Annotated in this window: 19 protein-coding genes; all 19 read left to right on the top strand. The window is 44.3% G+C overall.

The features are described 5' to 3' along the window. The 19 genes from NFR99_RS04625 (at nt 1) to dxs (ending at nt 18,309) form a co-directional block, all read left to right on the top strand. Nucleotides 1-1,044, top strand: coding sequence for a glycosyltransferase family 2 protein (locus tag NFR99_RS04625; protein WP_251352943.1), 1,044 nt, complete (start codon nt 1-3; stop codon nt 1,042-1,044). 11 nt (nt 1,045-1,055) lie between these two features. Then, nucleotides 1,056-1,946 (top strand): glycosyltransferase, encoded by an 891-nt coding sequence (locus NFR99_RS04630; protein ID WP_251352945.1) that lies wholly within the window; start codon nt 1,056-1,058, stop codon nt 1,944-1,946. 4 nt (nt 1,947-1,950) lie between these two features. After that, nucleotides 1,951-3,078 carry a glycosyltransferase gene (locus NFR99_RS04635; protein ID WP_251352947.1) on the top strand — a complete coding sequence of 376 codons (1,128 nt, stop codon included), beginning with the start codon at nt 1,951-1,953 and terminating at the stop codon, nt 3,076-3,078. A 28-nt stretch (nt 3,079-3,106) separates the two neighbouring features. Continuing rightward, on the top strand, nt 3,107-4,186 hold the full coding sequence (locus tag NFR99_RS04640; RefSeq protein ID WP_251352949.1) for a Gfo/Idh/MocA family protein: 1,080 nt from the start codon (nt 3,107-3,109) through the stop codon (nt 4,184-4,186). Continuing rightward, nucleotides 4,179-4,745: an acyltransferase gene (locus NFR99_RS04645; protein ID WP_251352951.1), complete on the top strand. Its 567-nt coding sequence runs from the start codon at nt 4,179-4,181 to the stop codon at nt 4,743-4,745. The genes NFR99_RS04640 and NFR99_RS04645 overlap by 8 nt, the downstream gene beginning before the upstream one ends. Before the next feature lie 4 nt (nt 4,746-4,749). Further along, complete coding sequence (locus NFR99_RS04650) at nt 4,750-5,889, top strand: DegT/DnrJ/EryC1/StrS family aminotransferase (RefSeq protein WP_251352953.1); 1,140 nt, start codon at nt 4,750-4,752, stop codon at nt 5,887-5,889. Nucleotide 5,890: 1 nt separating this feature from the next. Next, a complete protein-coding gene (locus NFR99_RS04655) occupies nt 5,891-7,063 on the top strand; it encodes a glycosyltransferase (RefSeq protein ID WP_251352956.1) in 1,173 nt (390 codons plus the stop codon). 26 nt (nt 7,064-7,089) lie between these two features. After that, nucleotides 7,090-7,884 carry a glycosyltransferase family 2 protein gene (locus tag NFR99_RS04660; RefSeq protein WP_251352957.1) on the top strand — a complete coding sequence of 265 codons (795 nt, stop codon included), beginning with the start codon at nt 7,090-7,092 and terminating at the stop codon, nt 7,882-7,884. A 21-nt stretch (nt 7,885-7,905) separates the two neighbouring features. Next, on the top strand, nt 7,906-8,592 hold the full coding sequence (locus NFR99_RS04665; RefSeq protein WP_251352964.1) for a glycosyltransferase family 2 protein: 687 nt from the start codon (nt 7,906-7,908) through the stop codon (nt 8,590-8,592). Nucleotides 8,593-8,603: 11 nt separating this feature from the next. Next, nucleotides 8,604-8,990, top strand: coding sequence for a DUF2304 domain-containing protein (locus tag NFR99_RS04670; RefSeq protein WP_251352966.1), 387 nt, complete (start codon nt 8,604-8,606; stop codon nt 8,988-8,990). Beyond that, nucleotides 8,971-10,044: an acyltransferase family protein gene (locus NFR99_RS04675; protein ID WP_251352968.1), complete on the top strand. Its 1,074-nt coding sequence runs from the start codon at nt 8,971-8,973 to the stop codon at nt 10,042-10,044. The genes NFR99_RS04670 and NFR99_RS04675 overlap by 20 nt, the downstream gene beginning before the upstream one ends. Further along, on the top strand, nt 10,041-11,066 hold the full coding sequence (locus tag NFR99_RS04680; protein ID WP_251352970.1) for an acyltransferase family protein: 1,026 nt from the start codon (nt 10,041-10,043) through the stop codon (nt 11,064-11,066). Before NFR99_RS04675 ends, NFR99_RS04680 begins: the two co-directional genes overlap by 4 nt. A gap of 134 nt (nt 11,067-11,200) precedes the next feature. Continuing rightward, nucleotides 11,201-12,787 (top strand): peptide chain release factor 3, encoded by a 1,587-nt coding sequence (locus NFR99_RS04685; RefSeq protein ID WP_120481507.1) that lies wholly within the window; start codon nt 11,201-11,203, stop codon nt 12,785-12,787. A gap of 299 nt (nt 12,788-13,086) precedes the next feature. Then, nucleotides 13,087-13,473, top strand: coding sequence for an Asp23/Gls24 family envelope stress response protein (locus NFR99_RS04690; RefSeq protein ID WP_120481423.1), 387 nt, complete (start codon nt 13,087-13,089; stop codon nt 13,471-13,473). Between the two features lie 114 nt (nt 13,474-13,587). After that, nucleotides 13,588-14,007 (top strand): transcription antitermination factor NusB, encoded by a 420-nt coding sequence (gene nusB / locus NFR99_RS04695; protein WP_120481424.1) that lies wholly within the window; start codon nt 13,588-13,590, stop codon nt 14,005-14,007. Beyond that, nucleotides 13,994-15,235, top strand: coding sequence for an exodeoxyribonuclease VII large subunit (gene xseA / locus NFR99_RS04700; protein ID WP_120481425.1), 1,242 nt, complete (start codon nt 13,994-13,996; stop codon nt 15,233-15,235). Before nusB ends, xseA begins: the two co-directional genes overlap by 14 nt. A gap of 48 nt (nt 15,236-15,283) precedes the next feature. Continuing rightward, a complete protein-coding gene (xseB, locus tag NFR99_RS04705) occupies nt 15,284-15,499 on the top strand; it encodes an exodeoxyribonuclease VII small subunit (protein ID WP_120481426.1) in 216 nt (71 codons plus the stop codon). Continuing rightward, nucleotides 15,489-16,376 carry a polyprenyl synthetase family protein gene (locus tag NFR99_RS04710; RefSeq protein ID WP_251352972.1) on the top strand — a complete coding sequence of 296 codons (888 nt, stop codon included), beginning with the start codon at nt 15,489-15,491 and terminating at the stop codon, nt 16,374-16,376. Before xseB ends, NFR99_RS04710 begins: the two co-directional genes overlap by 11 nt. Nucleotides 16,377-16,437: 61 nt before the next feature. Then, nucleotides 16,438-18,309 carry a 1-deoxy-D-xylulose-5-phosphate synthase gene (dxs, locus tag NFR99_RS04715; protein ID WP_120481428.1) on the top strand — a complete coding sequence of 624 codons (1,872 nt, stop codon included), beginning with the start codon at nt 16,438-16,440 and terminating at the stop codon, nt 18,307-18,309. Nucleotides 18,310-18,331: the final 22 nt, after the last annotated feature.

Below are 18,331 nucleotides of genomic sequence, written 5' to 3' on the forward strand. Positions count from 1 at the left end.
ATGGATATGGATGGACAGATAGCAGTCAGTATTATTGTACCGCTTTATAATCGAAAAAAGACGATTGGACGATGTCTGGACAGCCTGATGAGACAGACACTGAAAAATATTGAGATTGTGGTAGTGGACGACGGGTCTACAGACGGTGGAGCCGAAGTAGTAAAAGAATGCCAGAAATCGGATCCCAGAATTCGTCTGCTTGTACAGGAAAACAGAGGGCTTGGGGCGGCAAGGAATGCAGGAATCCGTGAGAGCTGCGGAGAGTATCTGGGATTTGTGGATTCGGATGATTATGTGGAAAAGCATATGTATGAAACGATGTTGGAAGCTGCCAGAGCGGAAAATGCAGAGGTGGCAGTCTGCCAGGAAAAGAATATCTGCTTTTTGCCGGATGGAAAAGAAAAATTTCTTGGGGAGACAGAGTTTCCGTGTGGAGAGAGGACAGCCTACAGCAGCGGGCAGATTTTAGACTGGTTTTTGAATTATACGTACCTTTCTTTGAACAGTGTATGCTTTAAACTGGTTGGCAGGTCTGTTTTTACTGAGAGAAATATTTGGTTTCCGGAAAATTATCGGTACGCAGAAGACCTGCCGACTAGCGCAGGAATTTTCAGTGTGGTGCAGAAGGTTGTTCTTGTTCCGGAAAGCCTGTACTGCTACATTCGTGAGATGGGGACTTTATCTACGAATTACACTGTAAAAAAAGCGGTGGATGTGTATCGGGATATGTTAGACGCTTTGCGTTATCTGAAAAAAGCGGGATATACAGGAAACGTGGATAACTTTGTACTGGGTATGAAGTTTTCTTCCATGCGGCAGTTTTATGGCTCTAAATCTGTGAGGGAAAGAAAAGAGAGGGAAGGACGTATTCTTCTCACAAGATGGAAGAAAGCCAGAAAAAGAGTGAAACCGGTATTTGTCGGACAGGAGGTTCCGCTTTTTCATAAAATAAAGGTTTTGGTGGCTTATCTGAACCAAGAACTGCCTGTATGCAGGATATTTCAGCTTTTTGACCGCATTTCCTTTTTTAAATATATGGTATAGGAGATCATTCTATGAGTTCAAGAGTTAATATTGTGATGTCTGCCTATAATGGAGAAAGATATATCAGGGAGCAGTTGGACAGCCTTCTGAAACAGGAATATGAAAAATTTGAAATTTATGTAAGGGATGATGGCTCTAACGATGGCACTGTTAAGATTTTAAAAGAATATGAGAAGCACGGAGTCCATGTGATAGAAGGGGAAAACAAAGGTTTTTCGGCCAGTTTCTTTGAAGTGCTTGCAGCAGCAGAAGAAGGGGATTACTGGTCATTTTGTGATCAGGATGATATTTGGTTTCCTGGAAAGCTTAAGTCCGCCGTGAAATGGCTGGATAGTCAGCGACAGGAACAGCCGCTTTTGTATTATAGTTTAAGTGAGATGTTTGATGAAACAGGGAAAAGCTTGGGAATCCAGGCTCCCCCAAAAGGAAGTCTATGCTTTCGAAGGGCAATGACTGGAACCTTTGGCGTAGGATTCTCAATGGTAATCAATAGGCGGCTTCGGGAAGAAATGTTAAAATGCGATCCATACAAGGTGCGTTCCCATGACTGGCTGGCAGGTGCAATTGGCTTAGGATTCGGAAAGGTGCATGTGAACCATAAAATATATGCGAGGTATCGGAGGTTGGATTCCAGCGTGACGAAAATATCATTGGAAAGGAAAATAAAGTGGTGCCTGGCTGTACTTCGCAACGATGGGGATGTGGCGGAGCGTAACCGTGAATATATCAGGATTTATAAGAATCAGTTGAGCCCAAAAAAAAGAAAGATGGCAGGACTCTTTGAGGATGACAAGTATCCGTGGAAAATCAGGCTGCGGAAAGCCTTTTATCCGAAGCGCTGGCGTCCGGGAATCAGCAGTGAGTTGGTGATGCGTTTTCTTATGTTGGCGGGAAAGGTGTGAAGATATGAATAAAATTTTGTATTATACGGCAAGGGATATGACAAATCCGCTTTTGGGTATTAACAAAAAGATACGAAACCAAATTGAAACACTTAGAAAAAGTTTTTGCGTGGATGCCGTTTATCGAAAAAATGACAGTCAGCTAATACTTGAAAAGAACAATGGGAAACAAATTGTGTTGGTGTCAGGGATGAAGCGTCCTTATAAGGTTCAGGCAAGCCATTTTTTATCTAAATATTTGCAAAAAGTCCATTATAGCGGATGTTATATCCGGTATGTATTTGCAGATGGAGAGTTTCATAAGCTATTAAAAGTGCTGGCAAAAGCACATACAAAAGTTATAATTGAAATTCCGACATATCCGTATGATGCAGAAATGGTAGATTCGCTTGAAAACAGAATTGTTTTGCTGTTGGATAAGCTTTATAGGAAACGTATGAAGCCGTATGTATCTCAGATTGCAACATACTCGTACGACAAAGAAATATATGGAATAGAGGCATTTCGGGTGATTAATGGTGTAGATTTTGGGAAAATATCAATAGCACAGCATCCGGAAATAGGGGAGGATGGCATCAATGTGATTGCGGTAGCAGATTTGGCAAGATGGCATGGCTATGACAGATTATTGGAGGGAATAGGGAGGTATTATAAACAGGGAGGAACAAGAAAGATTCATTTTTATATGGTAGGCGAGGGAGAGGAATTGAAATTGTATCAGAGTCTTGTGGGAAAATATGGGATTCAGGATAAAGTAACATTTTGTGGGGCATTGTATGGAGAACAATTGGACGAGATTTATAATCGATGTACACTTGCGGTGGAGTGTCTGGGGGCACATAGAAAAGGCTTGAAAATGTCAAGTTCTTTAAAAAGCAGAGAATATGCAGCGAAAGGGCTTCCGATGCTTACTGCGGTTGACATTGATATATTTTGTATTCAGGATTATCCATATATTTATAAAGTTGAAGGAAACGAAATGCCGATTGATATGGAAAAAGTGATTGAGTTTTATGATAGCCTTTATACAGGAAAGGATTTAAACAGTATTGCAGGAGAAATACGGGAGCACGCACGAAAATTATGTGATATGGATGTAGTGATGAAACCAGTGGCAGATTGCTTTTTGTGAATAGAAAGATAATGGAGGTAGGATAGAAATGAAATATGCATTAATTGGCTGTGGACGTATTTCTACAAATCATGTGAAAGCCGTTATTAATAACAAACTGGAATTTGCGGCTGTATGTGATATTGTGCCGGAGCATATGGAAGCGGTTTTGGAGAAAAACGGACTTCAAAATGATTCTTCAATTAAGAGATACACAGACTACAAAAGGATGATAAAGGAAATTAGGCCGGAGCTTGTGGGAATTGCCACGGAAAGCGGGCTTCATGCAGAGATAGCGCTTTACTGCATTGATCATGGAATCCATGTGATTATCGAAAAGCCGATGGCGATGAATATGAGCGACGCGAATGAAATCGTCCGACGTTCAGAGGAAAAGGGCGTAAAAGTATCCGCCTGTCATCAGAACCGTTTTAATGTGGCAGTTCAGGAAATGAGAAAAGCCTTGGAACAGGGAAGATTCGGAAAGATATCCCACGGTTCCATCCATGTAAGATGGAATAGGGGAAAGGCATATTATGAGCAGGCGCCGTGGCGTGGAACATGGGCGCAGGATGGCGGCGCTTTGATGAACCAGTGCATTCATGGAATCGATTTGCTGCGGTGGATGATGGGAAACGAGGTAGAGGAAGTTTACGGAGCTACAAGACAACAGTTACATCCTTATCTGGAGGCGGAAGATATTGGTATGGCGGTCGTGAAATTTAAAAATGGTGCGATTGGTACGATTGAGGGAACGACAAATGTTTATCCGCAGAATCTGGAAGAAACCTTGTATCTTTTTGGGGAAAATGGTACAGTTAAGATAGGCGGAAAGTCTACAAACAATATTGATGTGTGGAATTTCGCGGATGAGAGTGACGCAGACCAGAGGAATAAAGGACTTGAGGAGCAGACCAGCAATGTTTATGGAAACGGTCATACCAGCCTGTATGCCGATGTGATTGATGCAATCCAAAATGACAGGGCGCCTTATGTAGACGCATATGCAGGCAAAAATGCACTGGAGATGATTTTGGCGATATATAAAAGTCAGAAAACGGGAATGCCGGTAAAGCTGCCGCTTGAGGGTTTTGCGGCGCTGGATATGCAGGGAGAATTTGATGGGTGATTATTTTGTTCATGAAAGCAGTTATATAGATGAAGATGTAGTGATTGGCGAAGGGACGAAAGTCTGGCATTTTTGTCACATTCAGAAGGGCGCCAGAATCGGGGAAAACTGTTCCTTCGGGCAGAATGTCAATGTTTCAAATGATGTAAAAATCGGAAATGGTGTAAAAGTACAGAATAATGTATCCATCTATGAAGGAGTGGAGCTGGAAGATTATGTCTTCTGTGGGCCGTCTATGGTGTTTACGAATGATTTGACGCCCCGTGCGAAATATCCAAAGGGAAGTGCGGGATACAGGAGGACGCTTTTACAGACTGGAGCTACAATAGGCGCAAATGCCACGGTGGTATGTGGGCATACGGTTGGGGCATGGGCGATGGTTGCGGCAGGAGCTGTTGTAACAAGGGACGTCAAAACACATGAATTGGTGGCGGGCGTCCCGGCACGGCATTATGGCTGGGTATGCGAATGCGGTGCGCAGTTGAAAGAAGGATTTGTCTGCGGTGAATGCGGCAGGCATTATGAAGAAAGCGAAGATGGATTAGCAGAGAGAAGGTAGGGATATGCAGTTTCGTGATTTAAAAGCGCAGTATCAGGCGTTGAAATCGGAGATTGACCAGGCAGTCAGTCAGGTAATCACAGATAGTAATTTTATCAGTGGAAAACAGGTGACAGAGTTGGAGAAGAGCCTGGCAGAATACGTGGGAGTAAAACACTGTATTGCCTGTGCAAATGGAACCGATGCTCTGACACTGGCATTAATGGCTTGGGGGATAAACGAAGGAGATGCGGTATTCGTACCGGATTTCACATTTTTTTCTACGGGCGAGGTGGTTTCCTTTGAGGGAGCGCTTCCGGTTTTTGTGGATGTGGATAAAGAAACTTTTAATATGAATCCAGATAGTTTGGAGCAGGCGATAAAAAAGACGCTTGCCCAAGGAAAGGCTGTGCCGAAAGCAGTGATAGCGGTGGATTTGTTTGGGCAGCCTGCGGATTATGGCAGGATCCGGGCGATTACAGATAAATATGGATTGAAGCTTTTGGAGGACGGCGCCCAGGGATTTGGGGGAAGCCTGAATGGGAAGAGGGCATGCAGCTTTGGGGATATTTCTACGACTTCCTTTTTCCCGGCAAAGCCCCTTGGATGCTATGGGGATGGCGGGGCAGTTTTTACGGATGATGATTTGGCGGCGGATGTTATCCGTTCCATCCGGATTCATGGAAAAGGGGAATGTAAATATGATAATGTGCGCATTGGCATGAATTCGAGGCTTGATACGATCCAGGCGGCGGTGTTGCAAGTCAAATTGAAAGCATTTGAACAGTATGAACTTGAGAATGTTAATGCAGCGGCGCAGGAATATACCAAACTTTTAAAAGATGTGGTGAAAACCCCAGTCGTTCCCGAAGGATACTATTCAAGCTGGGCACAGTATACAATACAGCTTAAGAACCAAAAAGTAAGGGAAGGATTACAGGCGTATTTAAAAGAAAACGGAATTCCGAGCATGGTTTATTATCCGAAGCCTATGCATAGCCAAAAGGCATTTGAGGATGTCAGACAGGATGAAAAGGATTTTCCGAATACAACAGAATTATGTGACAGAGTACTGGCATTACCGATACACCCTTATATGAAACAGGAAGATATCATGCAGGTTGTAGATTATACTAGAAACTATATAAATATTTATGGAAAATAGCATGAGAATTTTATATATTAATGGTTTTGTTCCAAGGGAAAATGTCCCAATGGGCGGTATTTTTGTGACAAAGAGAATACAGGCATTACAGAAAAAAGGAATACAGGTATTTCCATATATTTATGGGGTGGAGTATTCGAAAACAGTGCAGAAATACCTCTCTATAATTAGGCATATACCGCCTCAGTCAAAACCAGTTTGCTATCAGTTGGATATTGAGTATCAGCTGCGGATGTCAAAAATGGGATTTGTAAGTATGGCAGCAGCAAGTTTTTTGCCCTGTTTTTATGAACATAGGATTACGAAAATGCTGGAGCGAGACAGCAAAGGTGGAAAAAGAGCAGACATTATTCATCTGCACTGGGTATGGCCTGTAGGAATAGGAGTACAGAAATTCTGTCAAAAAAGAGAGATTCCTTATGTCATTACCTGCCATGGGAGTGAAATTAATATTACGATGGCAGAACCGAGAATCCAAAAAGCGATGGTGCAGGTTCTGGAAAACGCAGCAGCCGTAGAGTTTGTAAGTGAAGCGTTACTGAAACATGCAAAGGAGCTGGGGTATTCAGGGAAGAACGCAGCAGTGATTTATAATGGGATTGATGGGGAGATTTTCGGAAAAATTTTACCGACGGATACAGAAAAGAGAGCCGTGATTTCTTTTGTGGGAAATCTGCTGCCTGTTAAGGGCGCTGACAGACTGCCGAAAATATTTCACAGAATATATGAAAAGTATCCGGGAGCAGAATTCCGGGTCATAGGGGATGGAAGCTTGCGCAGCGAGCTGGAACAAAAGATGCAAGGGCTTCCGGTAGTATTTACCGGGCAAATTTCGCAGGAAAGGCTGGCAGAGGAGTATGCTAAATCGGCTCTTTTAATTGTACCGAGCAGAAATGAAGGGTATTCCTGTGCGATTAAGGAAGCGCAGTCATGTGGAGTCATTCCGGTAGGCTGTAATGTAGGAGGAATCTTGGAAGCGATGGACGGATACGGAACGGCGGTTATTGGGACAGAAAAAGAGATTGCTGAAAAACTGGCGGACATTGCAGTGGAATATTTAGAAGGAAAGCGGCAGATAGACCGGAGAAAAATGGCAGAGCACGCAGTGAAGAACACATGGGAACATATGCAGGAGTTATCAGTTGAGCTTTATCATAAAATTTTGAAAGATTAGAATCATGCAGGGAACAGGAGCGTCATATGAAAACAGAAAAACATACCTTTGTTATTTGTGCATATAAGGAAAGCGCTTTTTTAGAGGAATGTGTTAAGTCCTTGAAGAGACAGACTATGAAAAGTAATATTATTATGGTTACTTCTACGCCGAATCATCACATTACACAGTTGGCAGACAAGTATAAGATTCCGCTTTTTATCAATGAAGGACCAAAAGGGATTACTCAGGACTGGAATTTTGGTTACCAATGCGCAAAGACAGAGTATGTAACGATTGCCCATCAGGATGATGTTTATCGAAAAAATTATTTAGAAAGAGCTTTTAGAGCAGTGCGGGGTTTTAAGAAGCCTCTGATTTTCTTTAGCGATTATTATGAAATGCGAAACGGTAATATTGTAAAAAGAAATACATTATTGAAGGTAAAAAGAATAATGCTGGCTCCTCTTCGAATTCGCTTTTTTCAGAACAGTTGTTTTGTAAGGCGGAGGATTTTGTCTTTTGGTTCCCCTATTTGCTGTCCGTCAGTCATGTACGTGAAGAAAAACCTTCCTGAGGTCATTTTTAAAGATGGATTCCGGAGCTGTGAAGATTGGGAAGCATGGGAGATGATTTCCAGAAGAAAAGGCGCGTTTGTCTATGACAGGAAAGCATTGATGTGTCATCGGATTCATGAAGATTCAGAAACATCAGCGATTATCGGTGATAATGCCAGAAGTGCAGAAGAGTATGAGATGTATTGTAAATTCTGGCCGAAATGGTTTGCGAAAGTATTAAATCGTCAATACGCAAAGGGGCAAAAATCAAACAATATGACTTAACAGCAGAAAAAGGGATTGAAGATGAAAAAAATAGCAATTATACCCGCTTATAATGAGCAGGACAGTATCGTGAAAACAGTAACGGATTTACAGAAAAAAGCTCCGGATTTTGATTACATTATCATTAATGACTGTTCAAAGGATAATACGATGGATATTTGTCGGGAGCATGGCTTGAAGGTGCTGAATCTTCCCATCAACCTCGGTATTGGAGGCGCAGTACAGACGGGATACTTATATGCATATAAGTATAAGTATGATATCGCGGTTCAGTTTGATGGAGATGGACAGCATGATGCCGTTTATCTGGAAGCGATGAGTAAAGTTTTGGAGAAGGAGCAGAACGATATGGTAATAGGCTCCAGATTTATCACAAAAGAAGGATTTCAGTCATCAGGGCTTCGAAGAGTAGGAATCCGTTACTTTGCTTTTTTGACAAAACTGCTATTTGGGCAGAAAATTACAGATGCAACTTCTGGAATGCGGATGTGTAATAGAAAAGTGATGAAATTGTTTATAAAAGATTATCCCAGAGATTATCCGGAACCGGAGAGCGTGGCGCGGCTACTTCGTTATAAATGCCGGATTAAAGAGATACCGGTTGTTATGCACGAAAGAGAGGCTGGAGTTTCATCTATCTCATTAAAGAAATCAGGTTACTATATGATTAAAGTGAGCCTGGCAATCTTGATTGAGCGTTTACGTTAGGAGGATGCAAGATGACAATAAAAGTAAGAATCTTGATTGCGGCAGTCCTGATTTGCGGATTGCTTATGATTATTAATATGCTCAGGAAGAGAGAACTGGAATTGAAATATGTCCTCGGGTGGCTGCTGTGCGATATTGTATTGCTGGTTTTTACGGCGGTGCCGGGACTTATGGTAGGCTTTTCAAACTTTTTAGGGATTTATTCTCCGGTCAACATGATTTTCTTTTTGGGATTTGTATTCTCGCTGATTATTATCTTTTCTTTAACTGTGGCATTATCACGAGTTACAGCACGAGTACGGAGACTGGCGCAGATTGTGGCTTTGGAGGAAATAAAGCAGGAAAAAGGCAGTGGGGAAATAGAGAGAGCTGTTTTAAGTGAAGAGAAGAAAGGGTAGAGATTTGAAAACAGAAAACGCTGTTGTAAAAAAGAGAACATTGGATGAAAAAATAGAAGGAAGAAGTACGAATATTAATATGGTTCGTTTTTTGGCGGCAATCGGCGTTTTAGTTGCCCATGCGCATACGCTGGCGGATGGAAGCATGGATTTGCTGTATCAGCTGACAGGCGTAACGTGGGGAAGCCTTGCAGTGAGCTTTTTCTTTTTTGTCAGCGGTCTGTATGTTACGAAGTCATTGACAGTTAAGAAATTAAGTGGGAGAAAGTATATTTTTTCAAGAATCAGAAGAATTATCCCGCCCCTGGCAGTGGTGATTCTCGCGAGTGTATTCTTTTTGGGACCATGTATGAGCACTTTAGGGGGCGGCGCATATTTTGGAAATATAAATACATGGAAATATCTGTTAAATATCTGTTTGATTCCAGTGCATAATCTCCCAGGTGTCTTTGAGAGGGGAAATCTTCTTTCAACAGTTAATGGCTCTTTGTGGACACTTCCGGTCGAATTCTTATGTTATTTATTCCTTTATGTGTTATATAAAACTAGATTTTTGGAAAAGAACATCGTTTTTGGAGTGGGGCTTTTGATAATAAGTATTGTTTCTTATGGGATAGGATGCAAAGCTTCCAGTTCTGTAATTTTATCAGCGGCGCAGGCGGTTATCTGTTTTTTTATGGGAGTTTGGTATTATATAAACAAAGATAAGCTGGTTTTAGATATCAGGTTTGGTATGATGGCTGTTATTGGGTGGTTCCTATTTAGCTGGATGAAACTTTCTTTCTGGGGGAATATCTTGTTTCTGCCGGTAATCATTGTTACATTCTTGATTGGGACAAAGCAGGTTCTGTATCGAAGCTCCCAAATAGGAAATCTTTCTTATGCGATGTATTTGACAGCTTTTCCGGTACAGCAAATGGTGATTTCATTGAGTGGGGGAGATATGAATCCGTATCTGAATATTGTATTGAGCATACCGATTGTTTTAGTACTTGCTTATGGGATTTGGTGGCTGGAAAAAAGATGCTTTGTACAGGAGAAAAAGAAGAGATGAAGGATGAAAATGGAAGGCTAAATGTGTTAAAACAGCGTTCGAAAGAACTGGATATATGTAAGGCACTATTGATTATTTTAGTAGTGATAGGGCACGCGAATGTAGATACGCGAATTATTAAAATAATTTTTTGGTTCCATATGCCAGTGTTTTTTTATTTGAGTGGATATTTGCTGCATTTGCCAAGGAAAAGTGAATGGAAAAATTGGGCAATAAAAAAGGCAAAAAGACTTTTGATTCCATGCTTGTTCTTTTGGGTATTATGTACATTTATAGATGGAAACCTTACAGCGGGAAGTTTTGCAGCGTTTGTATGGGGAGGGAAGCGACAGGGTGGGGTATATTGGTTTGTGATAGTTTTATTTTTGGCAGAATTGTTTATGTCAGTCATTGAATTACATATATCTTCCTCTAAAATAAAAATTATGATTTATGCAGGGTGTTATTGTTCGGCAATTTTAGAATCTATTTTAATGATTCCATCAGATTACGTATTAATGCCTGATTGGATGAAATTTCCATGGAATGTAGATGTCGTGCCGCTGGCAATAGGATACCTGGCAATGGGATATTACGGAAAAGAACAAATTACAAATTGGATGAGAGAAGGGTTTGTAGGGAAGAGAATGTTGCTCACGGGTGCTTCAATTATTATTTTTATAGTGTTTGCATATGCATACTGGGAGGGGAAGTTTGATTACCGTATGGATATGAAATATAGCTTATACCCGAATTTTGTGTTTCCTTTGTTATTTCCGGTTGTAGCAGGTATAATTTTATTGGAAATATCTTTGATATTGGCGAAGATGAAAGGCGTTTCCTCTGTGGTGGCATATATTGGGAGGGCCACTATGTCAGTGATGTATCTTCATGTTTTAATTATCGGACAAATAGTGAAACGTTTTATGGGAGAAAATTATTCAATTTTTTGGGGAGTAATTATAGTGTTGTGTTTGTCATGTTTATTTCACTACATTATAAATAAAAATAAATGGTTGAGCCTTTTATTTGAGGGAAAATAGGAAGGCATTTTTAAAGGGATGAAAGGATAGAAATTTTAAATTGCGAAGAACCCACCAGTTGACATCTCCTCCCACGCTTGTTAAAATTGAGCGTACGCAGCAACAGGAATTTTAAAATATTTGGAGGATTTACCGTGACTGATATAAGGAAAGAAATAGAGAAACGCCGTACATTTGCGATTATTTCCCATCCGGATGCAGGTAAGACGACCCTGACGGAGAAGTTTCTGCTCTACGGAGGGGCGATTAACCTGGCGGGGTCTGTGAAGGGAAAGGCGACGGCGAGACATGCGGTGTCGGACTGGATGGAGATTGAGAAGGAGAGGGGAATTTCGGTCACCTCTTCTGTTTTACAGTTTAATTATGACGGATACTGCATCAATATTCTGGATACGCCGGGACATCAGGACTTCTCGGAGGATACCTACCGTACGCTGATGGCGGCTGATTCGGCGGTGATGGTGATCGATGCTTCGAAAGGGGTGGAGGCGCAGACACGGAAGCTGTTCAAGGTGTGTGTGATGCGCCATATCCCGATTTTTACGTTTATCAATAAGATGGATCGTGATGCGAATGATACGTTTGAGCTTCTGGATGATATTGAGAAGGAGCTGGGGATTGCTACTTGTCCGATTAACTGGCCGATTGGTTCAGGGAAAAGTTTTAAGGGCGTGTACGAGCGGGGCAGCGGGAAGATTACGGTATTTGCAGATACGGAGAAAGGGACGAAGGAAGGGGAAGCCAGGGAAATTCCGCTGGATTCACCGGAAATCGATGAGATTGTGAGTGAGGAGCAGAAGAGCCAGCTTATGGATGAGATAGAACTTCTGGACGGCGCGAGCGCAGAGTTTGATCAGGAGCTTGTAAGCAAGGGCGAACTGTCTCCGGTATTTTTTGGTTCGGCTTTGACGAATTTCGGCGTGGAGATTTTTCTGAAACATTTCTTGTCGATGACGACTTCACCGTTGCCGAGAATGGCGGATATCGGCGTTGTAGACCCTATGGAGGAGAGTTTTTCCGCGTTTGTGTTTAAGATACAGGCGAATATGAATAAGGCGCACCGTGACAGGATTGCGTTTATGCGTATCTGCTCGGGCGAGTTTGATGCAGGAATGGAAGTTTACCATGTGCAGGGAGACAGAAAGCAGCGTCTGTCCCAGCCTCAGCAGATGATGGCTCAGGAGCGCCATATTGTGGATCATGCATATGCCGGGGATATTATTGGTGTGTTTGATCCGGGGATTTTTTCTATCGGAGATACGATTTGTATGCCTGGAAAGAAATTTTCTTATGAGGGGATTCCGACGTTTGCCCCAGAGCATTTTGCGAGGGTGCGCCAGGTGGACACCATGAAGAGGAAGCAGTTTATCAAGGGAATTAATCAGATTGCGCAGGAGGGCGCTATTCAGATTTTCCAGGAATTCAATACCGGAATGGAAGAGATTATCGTGGGCGTGGTAGGCGTGCTACAGTTCGAGGTGCTGAAATACCGCCTGGAGAATGAATATAATGTAGATATTATTCTGGAAAACCTGCCATATGAGCATATCCGCTGGATAGAGAATAAAGATATTGACTTGAATAAGCTGGTGGGAACGTCAGATATGAAAAAAGTAAAAGACCTCAAAGGCAATCCATTGCTGCTTTGGGTAAATTCCTGGAGCATTGGAATGACTTTGGACAGGAACGAGGGATTGGAGCTGGCGGAATTCGGCAGGTAAAGTATAGAATTTCCCCTGAAAATTTATTTGCCACCACCTATATTTTGGTATATAATGATGTTGGGGTCAAAAGCCTTTGTCCCCAACTATGATAAGGATTTCTCCGTGCTTACGCACTCTCGAAATCCTAAAACACCTCAAATTCGCTCATTTTTCCTTCAAAAATGGCTGCTTTTCGGTGTTTTACGGGTCTCAAAGTCATGCTTTTTCATGCGGGCATGAAACGCATGACCTTTTGGCCCTGGTATCATATAATAAGAATATTACAAGCATCCACACAGAAATGAGGAGGTCTTTACATGGGCAAAGAAGAAAATAAGGATAATTATACAATAAAGAGTGAAGAGAGTTTCGGCCAGGTTAAGATTGCGGATGAGGTTGTAGCAATCATCGCGGGGCTGGCGGCTACAGAAGTGGAAGGCGTGGCGAGCATGGCCGGGAACATTACGAATGAGCTGGTGGGCAAGCTGGGAATGAAGAATCTTTCCAAAGGCATCAAGGTTGCCGTGGAGGATGGCGTGGTGGAGGTAGATGTGGCGCTGAATGTGGCGTATGGCTACAGCGTTCCGAAAATCTGCCGGAAAGTGCAGGAAAAAGTAAAAGCGTCCATTGAAAACATGACCGGATTGGAAGTATCCAGTGTAAATATACGGATTGCCAGCGTAAGTATGGAGAAACGTAAGTAAGATTACACAAAGTTAAGAGGGATGTCTGGTTTTCAGGCATCCCTTTTATAAAAGGAAAAGCCGCCTGGTGGCAGCGGCAAAGAGTCCGTGCGCCAGGCTATGGAGGGAAGAAGAATGACAAGACATGAAGTGAGGGAACATATTTTCAGGCTGCTTTTTATGGTGGAATTCCATGAAGGGGAAGAGCTGAAAGAACAGGCGGCGCTCTATTTTGACGAAGTGGAAGGAATTTCAGAAAAAAACCATGCGTATATCCTGGAGAAGCTGGAGAACATGATAGAAAAGGTTCCGGAGCTTGACGCTGCTTTAAATGAAGCGGCAGAAGGATGGAAAACAGCAAGGATGGGAAAGGCAGAGCTGACGATTCTGCGTCTGGCGGCGTATGAGATTACATGTGATGAGGATATCCCGGCGAGGGTGGCGATTAATGAAGCCGTTGAGCTGGGAAAAACCTTTGGCGGCGATGAATCGCCCGCATTTATTAACGGGATTCTGGCAAAACTGATGAAGAGGATGGGGAATGATACAGAATAGAACATATTCCGTAGGGCAGATTAACACTTACATCAAAAATATGTTTACGCAGGATTTTGTGCTGAAACGCATCTATGTGAAAGGCGAAGTTTCCAACTGCAAATACCATACCTCAGGGCATATTTATTTTTCGCTGAAAGATGATACAGGCAGTATTGCGTGCGTCATGTTTGCGGGAATGCGAAAAGGGCTGCCGTTCCGTATGCAGAACGGACAGCAGGTGGTTGTGCTGGGAAGCGTAAATGTATTTGAGCGTGACGGGAAATATCAGCTTTACGCAAACGAAATCATTCTGGATGGCGCGGGGCTTCTGTATGAGAAGTTTGAAGCTTTGAAGCAGGAGCTGGAAGAGATGGGCATGTTCGCGCCGGAATATAAACAGCCGATTCCGAAATATATCAAAAGGCTGGGGGTAGTCACAGCGCCGACAGGCGCGGCAGTCCGGGATATCATAAACGTAGCCGGAAGGCGGAACCCCTATGTACAGATTATTCTCTATCCTGCGCTGGTACAGGGGGAGGGAGCCGCGGACAGCATCGTGCGCGGCATCCGGATGCTGGACGAGTATGGTGTGGATACGATGATTGTCGGGAGAGGCGGCGGTTCTATTGAGGATTTGTGGGCGTTTAACGAGGAGAAAGTCGCAAGGGCGCTTTTTGAGTGTGAGACTCCGGTTATTTCAGCGATCGGACATGAGACGGATGTGACGATTGCAGACTTTGTGGCGGATTTACGCGCTCCGACCCCATCCGCGGCGGCAGAGCTGGCGGTGGAAGATGTACGTCTGGTACAGGAGCGGCTTTTGCAGTACCGAATGCAGCTGGGGCGGCGTATGGCAGACCAGGTACAGCAGCAGAGAGCGCGGCTGGCGAATAGCAGGACGCGGCTGTCTTACCTTAGCCCGCAGAATCAAATTCGGGAGAAGCGGCAGATGCTTGCTGAGAAGGAGGACAGGCTGCAGGAATTGATGGCGGAGCAAATCCGTCAGAAACGCCACAGCCTGGCGCTGTATATTGAGAAGCTTGGCGGACTGTCCCCGCTGGAACGGCTGAACCAGGGCTATGCTTATGTGGCAGATTCAGAGAAGAGGAAAATCACATCGGTGTCCCAGATGCCGTCAGGAAGCCTGGTTCGGATTTTTGTGCAGGATGGCAGTGTGACGGCACGGGTGGAGCAGTCAGCGGATAGGAATCAGGATGACAGTGAAGGTATCGGAACGTTATGGTAAGCGCAGTGAATAGTAAGAGCTGGAAGATTAGAGACCGGGAGGGGCAGGATGGAAGAAAACAGGGAAGAAATGACAATTGACGAGGCGTTTCTTGCACTGGATGCGATTGTGGAGGCTCTGGAAGGGCGTGAGATTACGCTGGAGGAGTCTTTTCAGAAGTATCAGGAAGGCATGGGGCTGGTGAAGAAATGCAGTGAGAAGATAGATGCTGTTGAGAAGAAAGTGCTGATTTTGAATGAAAACGGAGAAGCTTATGAATTTTAAAGAAGAGCTGGGAAGGCACACGCAGGAAGTTCAGGAGATTATTGAGAAATATCTGCCAAAGGAAGAGGGATTCCAAAAGACAGTGCTGGAAGCGATGAATTACAGTGTGAGGGCAGGGGGAAAAAGGCTGCGTCCTATGTTGATGCTGGAGACTTACCGGATGTTTGGCGGGGGTTCTGATATGATAGAGCCGTTTATGGCCGCTATGGAGATGATACATACCCATTCGCTGGTTCATGACGACCTTCCGGCGATGGATAATGATGAGTACCGCAGAGGACAGGAGACGACCTGGATGAAATATGGAGAGGCTATGGGAGTCTTGGCAGGAGATGGTCTGCTGAACTATGCTTATGAGACAGCATCCAGGGCATTTTCCATAGAGCCGGGGAATCCGGCCATCGGACAGGCGTTTGCTGTTCTGACTGGAAAAACAGGCGTTTATGGGATGCTGGGAGGTCAGTGCAGAGATGTGGAAATGGCGGGAAAAAGCCTGTCGGAAGAAGAACTTGACTTTATTTACCGATTAAAAACGGGAGCGCTGATTGAGGCGTCTATGATGATTGGGGCAATTCTGGCCGGAGCAGGTGATACGGATGTACAGGCGGTAGAACAGATTGCGTCGGCAGTGGGGATGGCATTCCAGATACAGGACGATATCCTGGATGTGACAAGTACAGTGGAAGAGCTTGGAAAGCCCGTGCGGAGCGATGAAAAGAATGAAAAGACTACGTATGTAACTTTGATGGGGCTGGAGCAGGCAGGGAAAGACGTGGAGCGCATTTCGAAAGATGCAATTGCAGGGTTAGACAGGCTGAAGGCGGAGAATGAATTTTTGAGGGAATTGGTACTGTCTTTGATAGACCGCAGAAAATAGCATATATAAGGCATACCGAAGGCGATAGCCGGCTGCCGGGAGGCGGCGGAGGGTAGAAAGTATGGTTTTAGAAAAGATAAATCAGGCGAACGATATTAAAAAACTGGATAAAGGGGAGCTTCTTGTACTTGCAGATGAAATCCGGGAATTTCTGATGCAGAAAATCAGTGTTTCGGGCGGGCATCTGGCTTCGAATCTGGGGGTGGTGGAGCTGACGATGGCGCTGCATCTCGTATTCGAACTTCCCGAGGATAAGATGATCTGGGATGTGGGGCATCAGGCGTATACGCATAAACTGCTGACCGGACGGCGGGACGGGTTTGACAGCCTGCGTAAATACGGAGGCATGAGCGGGTTTCCGAAGAGGAAGGAGAGCAGCTGCGATGCTTTTGACACGGGCCACAGTTCTACATCTATTTCGGCAGGGCTGGGATATGTGCGTGCTAGGGATATTCTGGGGGAACAATATCATGTGCTGTCAGTTATCGGCGATGGTTCCCTGACGGGAGGGATGGCGTACGAGGCGCTGAATAATGCTTCCCGGGTGAAATCGAATTTTATTATCGTCCTGAATGATAATAATATGTCCATTTCGGAAAATGTGGGAGGCATGTCTACGTATCTGGGCGAACTGCGGACAAATGAAGCGTATACCGGGCTGAAAACGGGAATTACAAATGTTTTGAATAAAATTCCGGTATATGGCGAGAGATTTGTGAAGCATATCCATAAGACAAAGAACGGCATCAAGCAGCTTTTTATTCCGGGAATGCTGTTTGAAAACATGGGAATTACGTATCTGGGACCTGTGGACGGGCACAATATCCAGCAGATGTGCCGTGTATTCCAGGAAGCTAAGAAGCTGGACGGCGCGGTACTGGTACATGTGCTTACGAAAAAAGGAAAGGGATATGTCCCGGCAGAACGCCATCCGGCGCGGTTTCATGGGGCGGAGCCTTTTGAGATAGAGACGGGGCTTCCCAAAAAGAAACGGGTAAAACCAAACTATACGGATATTTTTTCTACGGTGATGCGGAAATTTGGGGATAGGTATCCGAATGTGGCAGCTATCACGGCAGCGATGCCTGACGGCACGGGGCTGAAGCGGTTTTCCAATATGTTCCCGGACAGGTTTTTTGACGTGGGCATCGCGGAAGCACATGCGGTTACGTTTGCGGCAGGATTGGCGGCGGCGGGGCTTACCCCGGTAGTTGCCGTGTATTCTTCCTTCCTGCAGAGGGCATATGACCAGGTGCTGCATGATGTGTGTATCCAGAACCTGCATGTGGTATTTGCCATCGACAGGGCGGGACTGGTAGGCAGCGACGGGGAGACACATCAGGGTATTTTTGATTTATCTTACCTTTCTACGATTCCGAATATGTGTGTGATGGCTCCGAAAAATAAGTGGGAGCTTTCAGATATGATGAAGTTTGCCGTGGAGTATACAGGGCCGATTGCCCTGCGTTATCCGCGGGGTGAGGCGTATGACGGCCTGCAGGAATTCCGTGCGCCGATGGTATACGGGAAAAGCGAGGTACTGTTTGATGAAGAAGGAATCCTTCTGCTGGCGGTGGGAAGCATGGTAAAGACGGCTCATGAAGTGCGCCTGTACCTGAAAAAGCTTGGTTACCCATGCTCTCTGGTAAATGCGAGGTTTGTGAAACCGATTGACGAGGATCTGCTGCGTGAGCTGGAACAGGAGCATCGTTTGATTGTTACACTGGAAGAAAATGTGCGGTGCGGCGGTTTTGGGGAGCATGTGCTGGATTACCTGCATGAAATCGGCAGCAGGGCGCGGATCATACAGGTAGCGCTTCCGGACGATTATATCGAACACGGAAATGTGGAAATCTTGAAAAAAGAGGCAGGTATAGACGCGGAGTCTATCGAGAAGAGGATTCTTGCAGAATATATTGGAAACAGCGATTGACGCTGTTTGTGAAAGCGCGGAC

Origin of the sequence: Hominisplanchenecus murintestinalis, assembly GCF_943193015.1 — a bacterium.
In the GTDB taxonomy this organism is placed as follows: domain Bacteria; phylum Bacillota; class Clostridia; order Lachnospirales; family Lachnospiraceae; genus Hominisplanchenecus_A; species Hominisplanchenecus_A murintestinalis.

Excerpts from the sequence above, each read along its gene's own strand:
- xseB (WP_120481426.1), top strand. The coding sequence starts at position 15,284 with ATGGAAGAAAACAGGGAAGAAATGACAATTGACGAGGCGTTTCTTGCA.
- NFR99_RS04640 (WP_251352949.1), top strand. The coding sequence starts at position 3,107 with ATGAAATATGCATTAATTGGCTGTGGACGTATTTCTACAAATCATGTG.
- NFR99_RS04625 (WP_251352943.1), top strand. The coding sequence starts at position 1 with ATGGATATGGATGGACAGATAGCAGTCAGTATTATTGTACCGCTTTAT.
- NFR99_RS04665 (WP_251352964.1), top strand. The coding sequence starts at position 7,906 with ATGAAAAAAATAGCAATTATACCCGCTTATAATGAGCAGGACAGTATC.
- NFR99_RS04635 (WP_251352947.1), top strand. The coding sequence starts at position 1,951 with ATGAATAAAATTTTGTATTATACGGCAAGGGATATGACAAATCCGCTT.
- NFR99_RS04670 (WP_251352966.1), top strand. The coding sequence starts at position 8,604 with ATGACAATAAAAGTAAGAATCTTGATTGCGGCAGTCCTGATTTGCGGA.
- NFR99_RS04630 (WP_251352945.1), top strand. The coding sequence starts at position 1,056 with ATGAGTTCAAGAGTTAATATTGTGATGTCTGCCTATAATGGAGAAAGA.
- NFR99_RS04655 (WP_251352956.1), top strand. The coding sequence starts at position 5,891 with ATGAGAATTTTATATATTAATGGTTTTGTTCCAAGGGAAAATGTCCCA.
- NFR99_RS04660 (WP_251352957.1), top strand. The coding sequence starts at position 7,090 with ATGAAAACAGAAAAACATACCTTTGTTATTTGTGCATATAAGGAAAGC.
- NFR99_RS04680 (WP_251352970.1), top strand. The coding sequence starts at position 10,041 with ATGAAGGATGAAAATGGAAGGCTAAATGTGTTAAAACAGCGTTCGAAA.
- xseA (WP_120481425.1), top strand. The coding sequence starts at position 13,994 with ATGATACAGAATAGAACATATTCCGTAGGGCAGATTAACACTTACATC.
- dxs (WP_120481428.1), top strand. The coding sequence starts at position 16,438 with ATGGTTTTAGAAAAGATAAATCAGGCGAACGATATTAAAAAACTGGAT.
- nusB (WP_120481424.1), top strand. The coding sequence starts at position 13,588 with ATGACAAGACATGAAGTGAGGGAACATATTTTCAGGCTGCTTTTTATG.
- NFR99_RS04710 (WP_251352972.1), top strand. The coding sequence starts at position 15,489 with ATGAATTTTAAAGAAGAGCTGGGAAGGCACACGCAGGAAGTTCAGGAG.
- NFR99_RS04645 (WP_251352951.1), top strand. The coding sequence starts at position 4,179 with ATGGGTGATTATTTTGTTCATGAAAGCAGTTATATAGATGAAGATGTA.
- NFR99_RS04690 (WP_120481423.1), top strand. The coding sequence starts at position 13,087 with ATGGGCAAAGAAGAAAATAAGGATAATTATACAATAAAGAGTGAAGAG.
- NFR99_RS04650 (WP_251352953.1), top strand. The coding sequence starts at position 4,750 with ATGCAGTTTCGTGATTTAAAAGCGCAGTATCAGGCGTTGAAATCGGAG.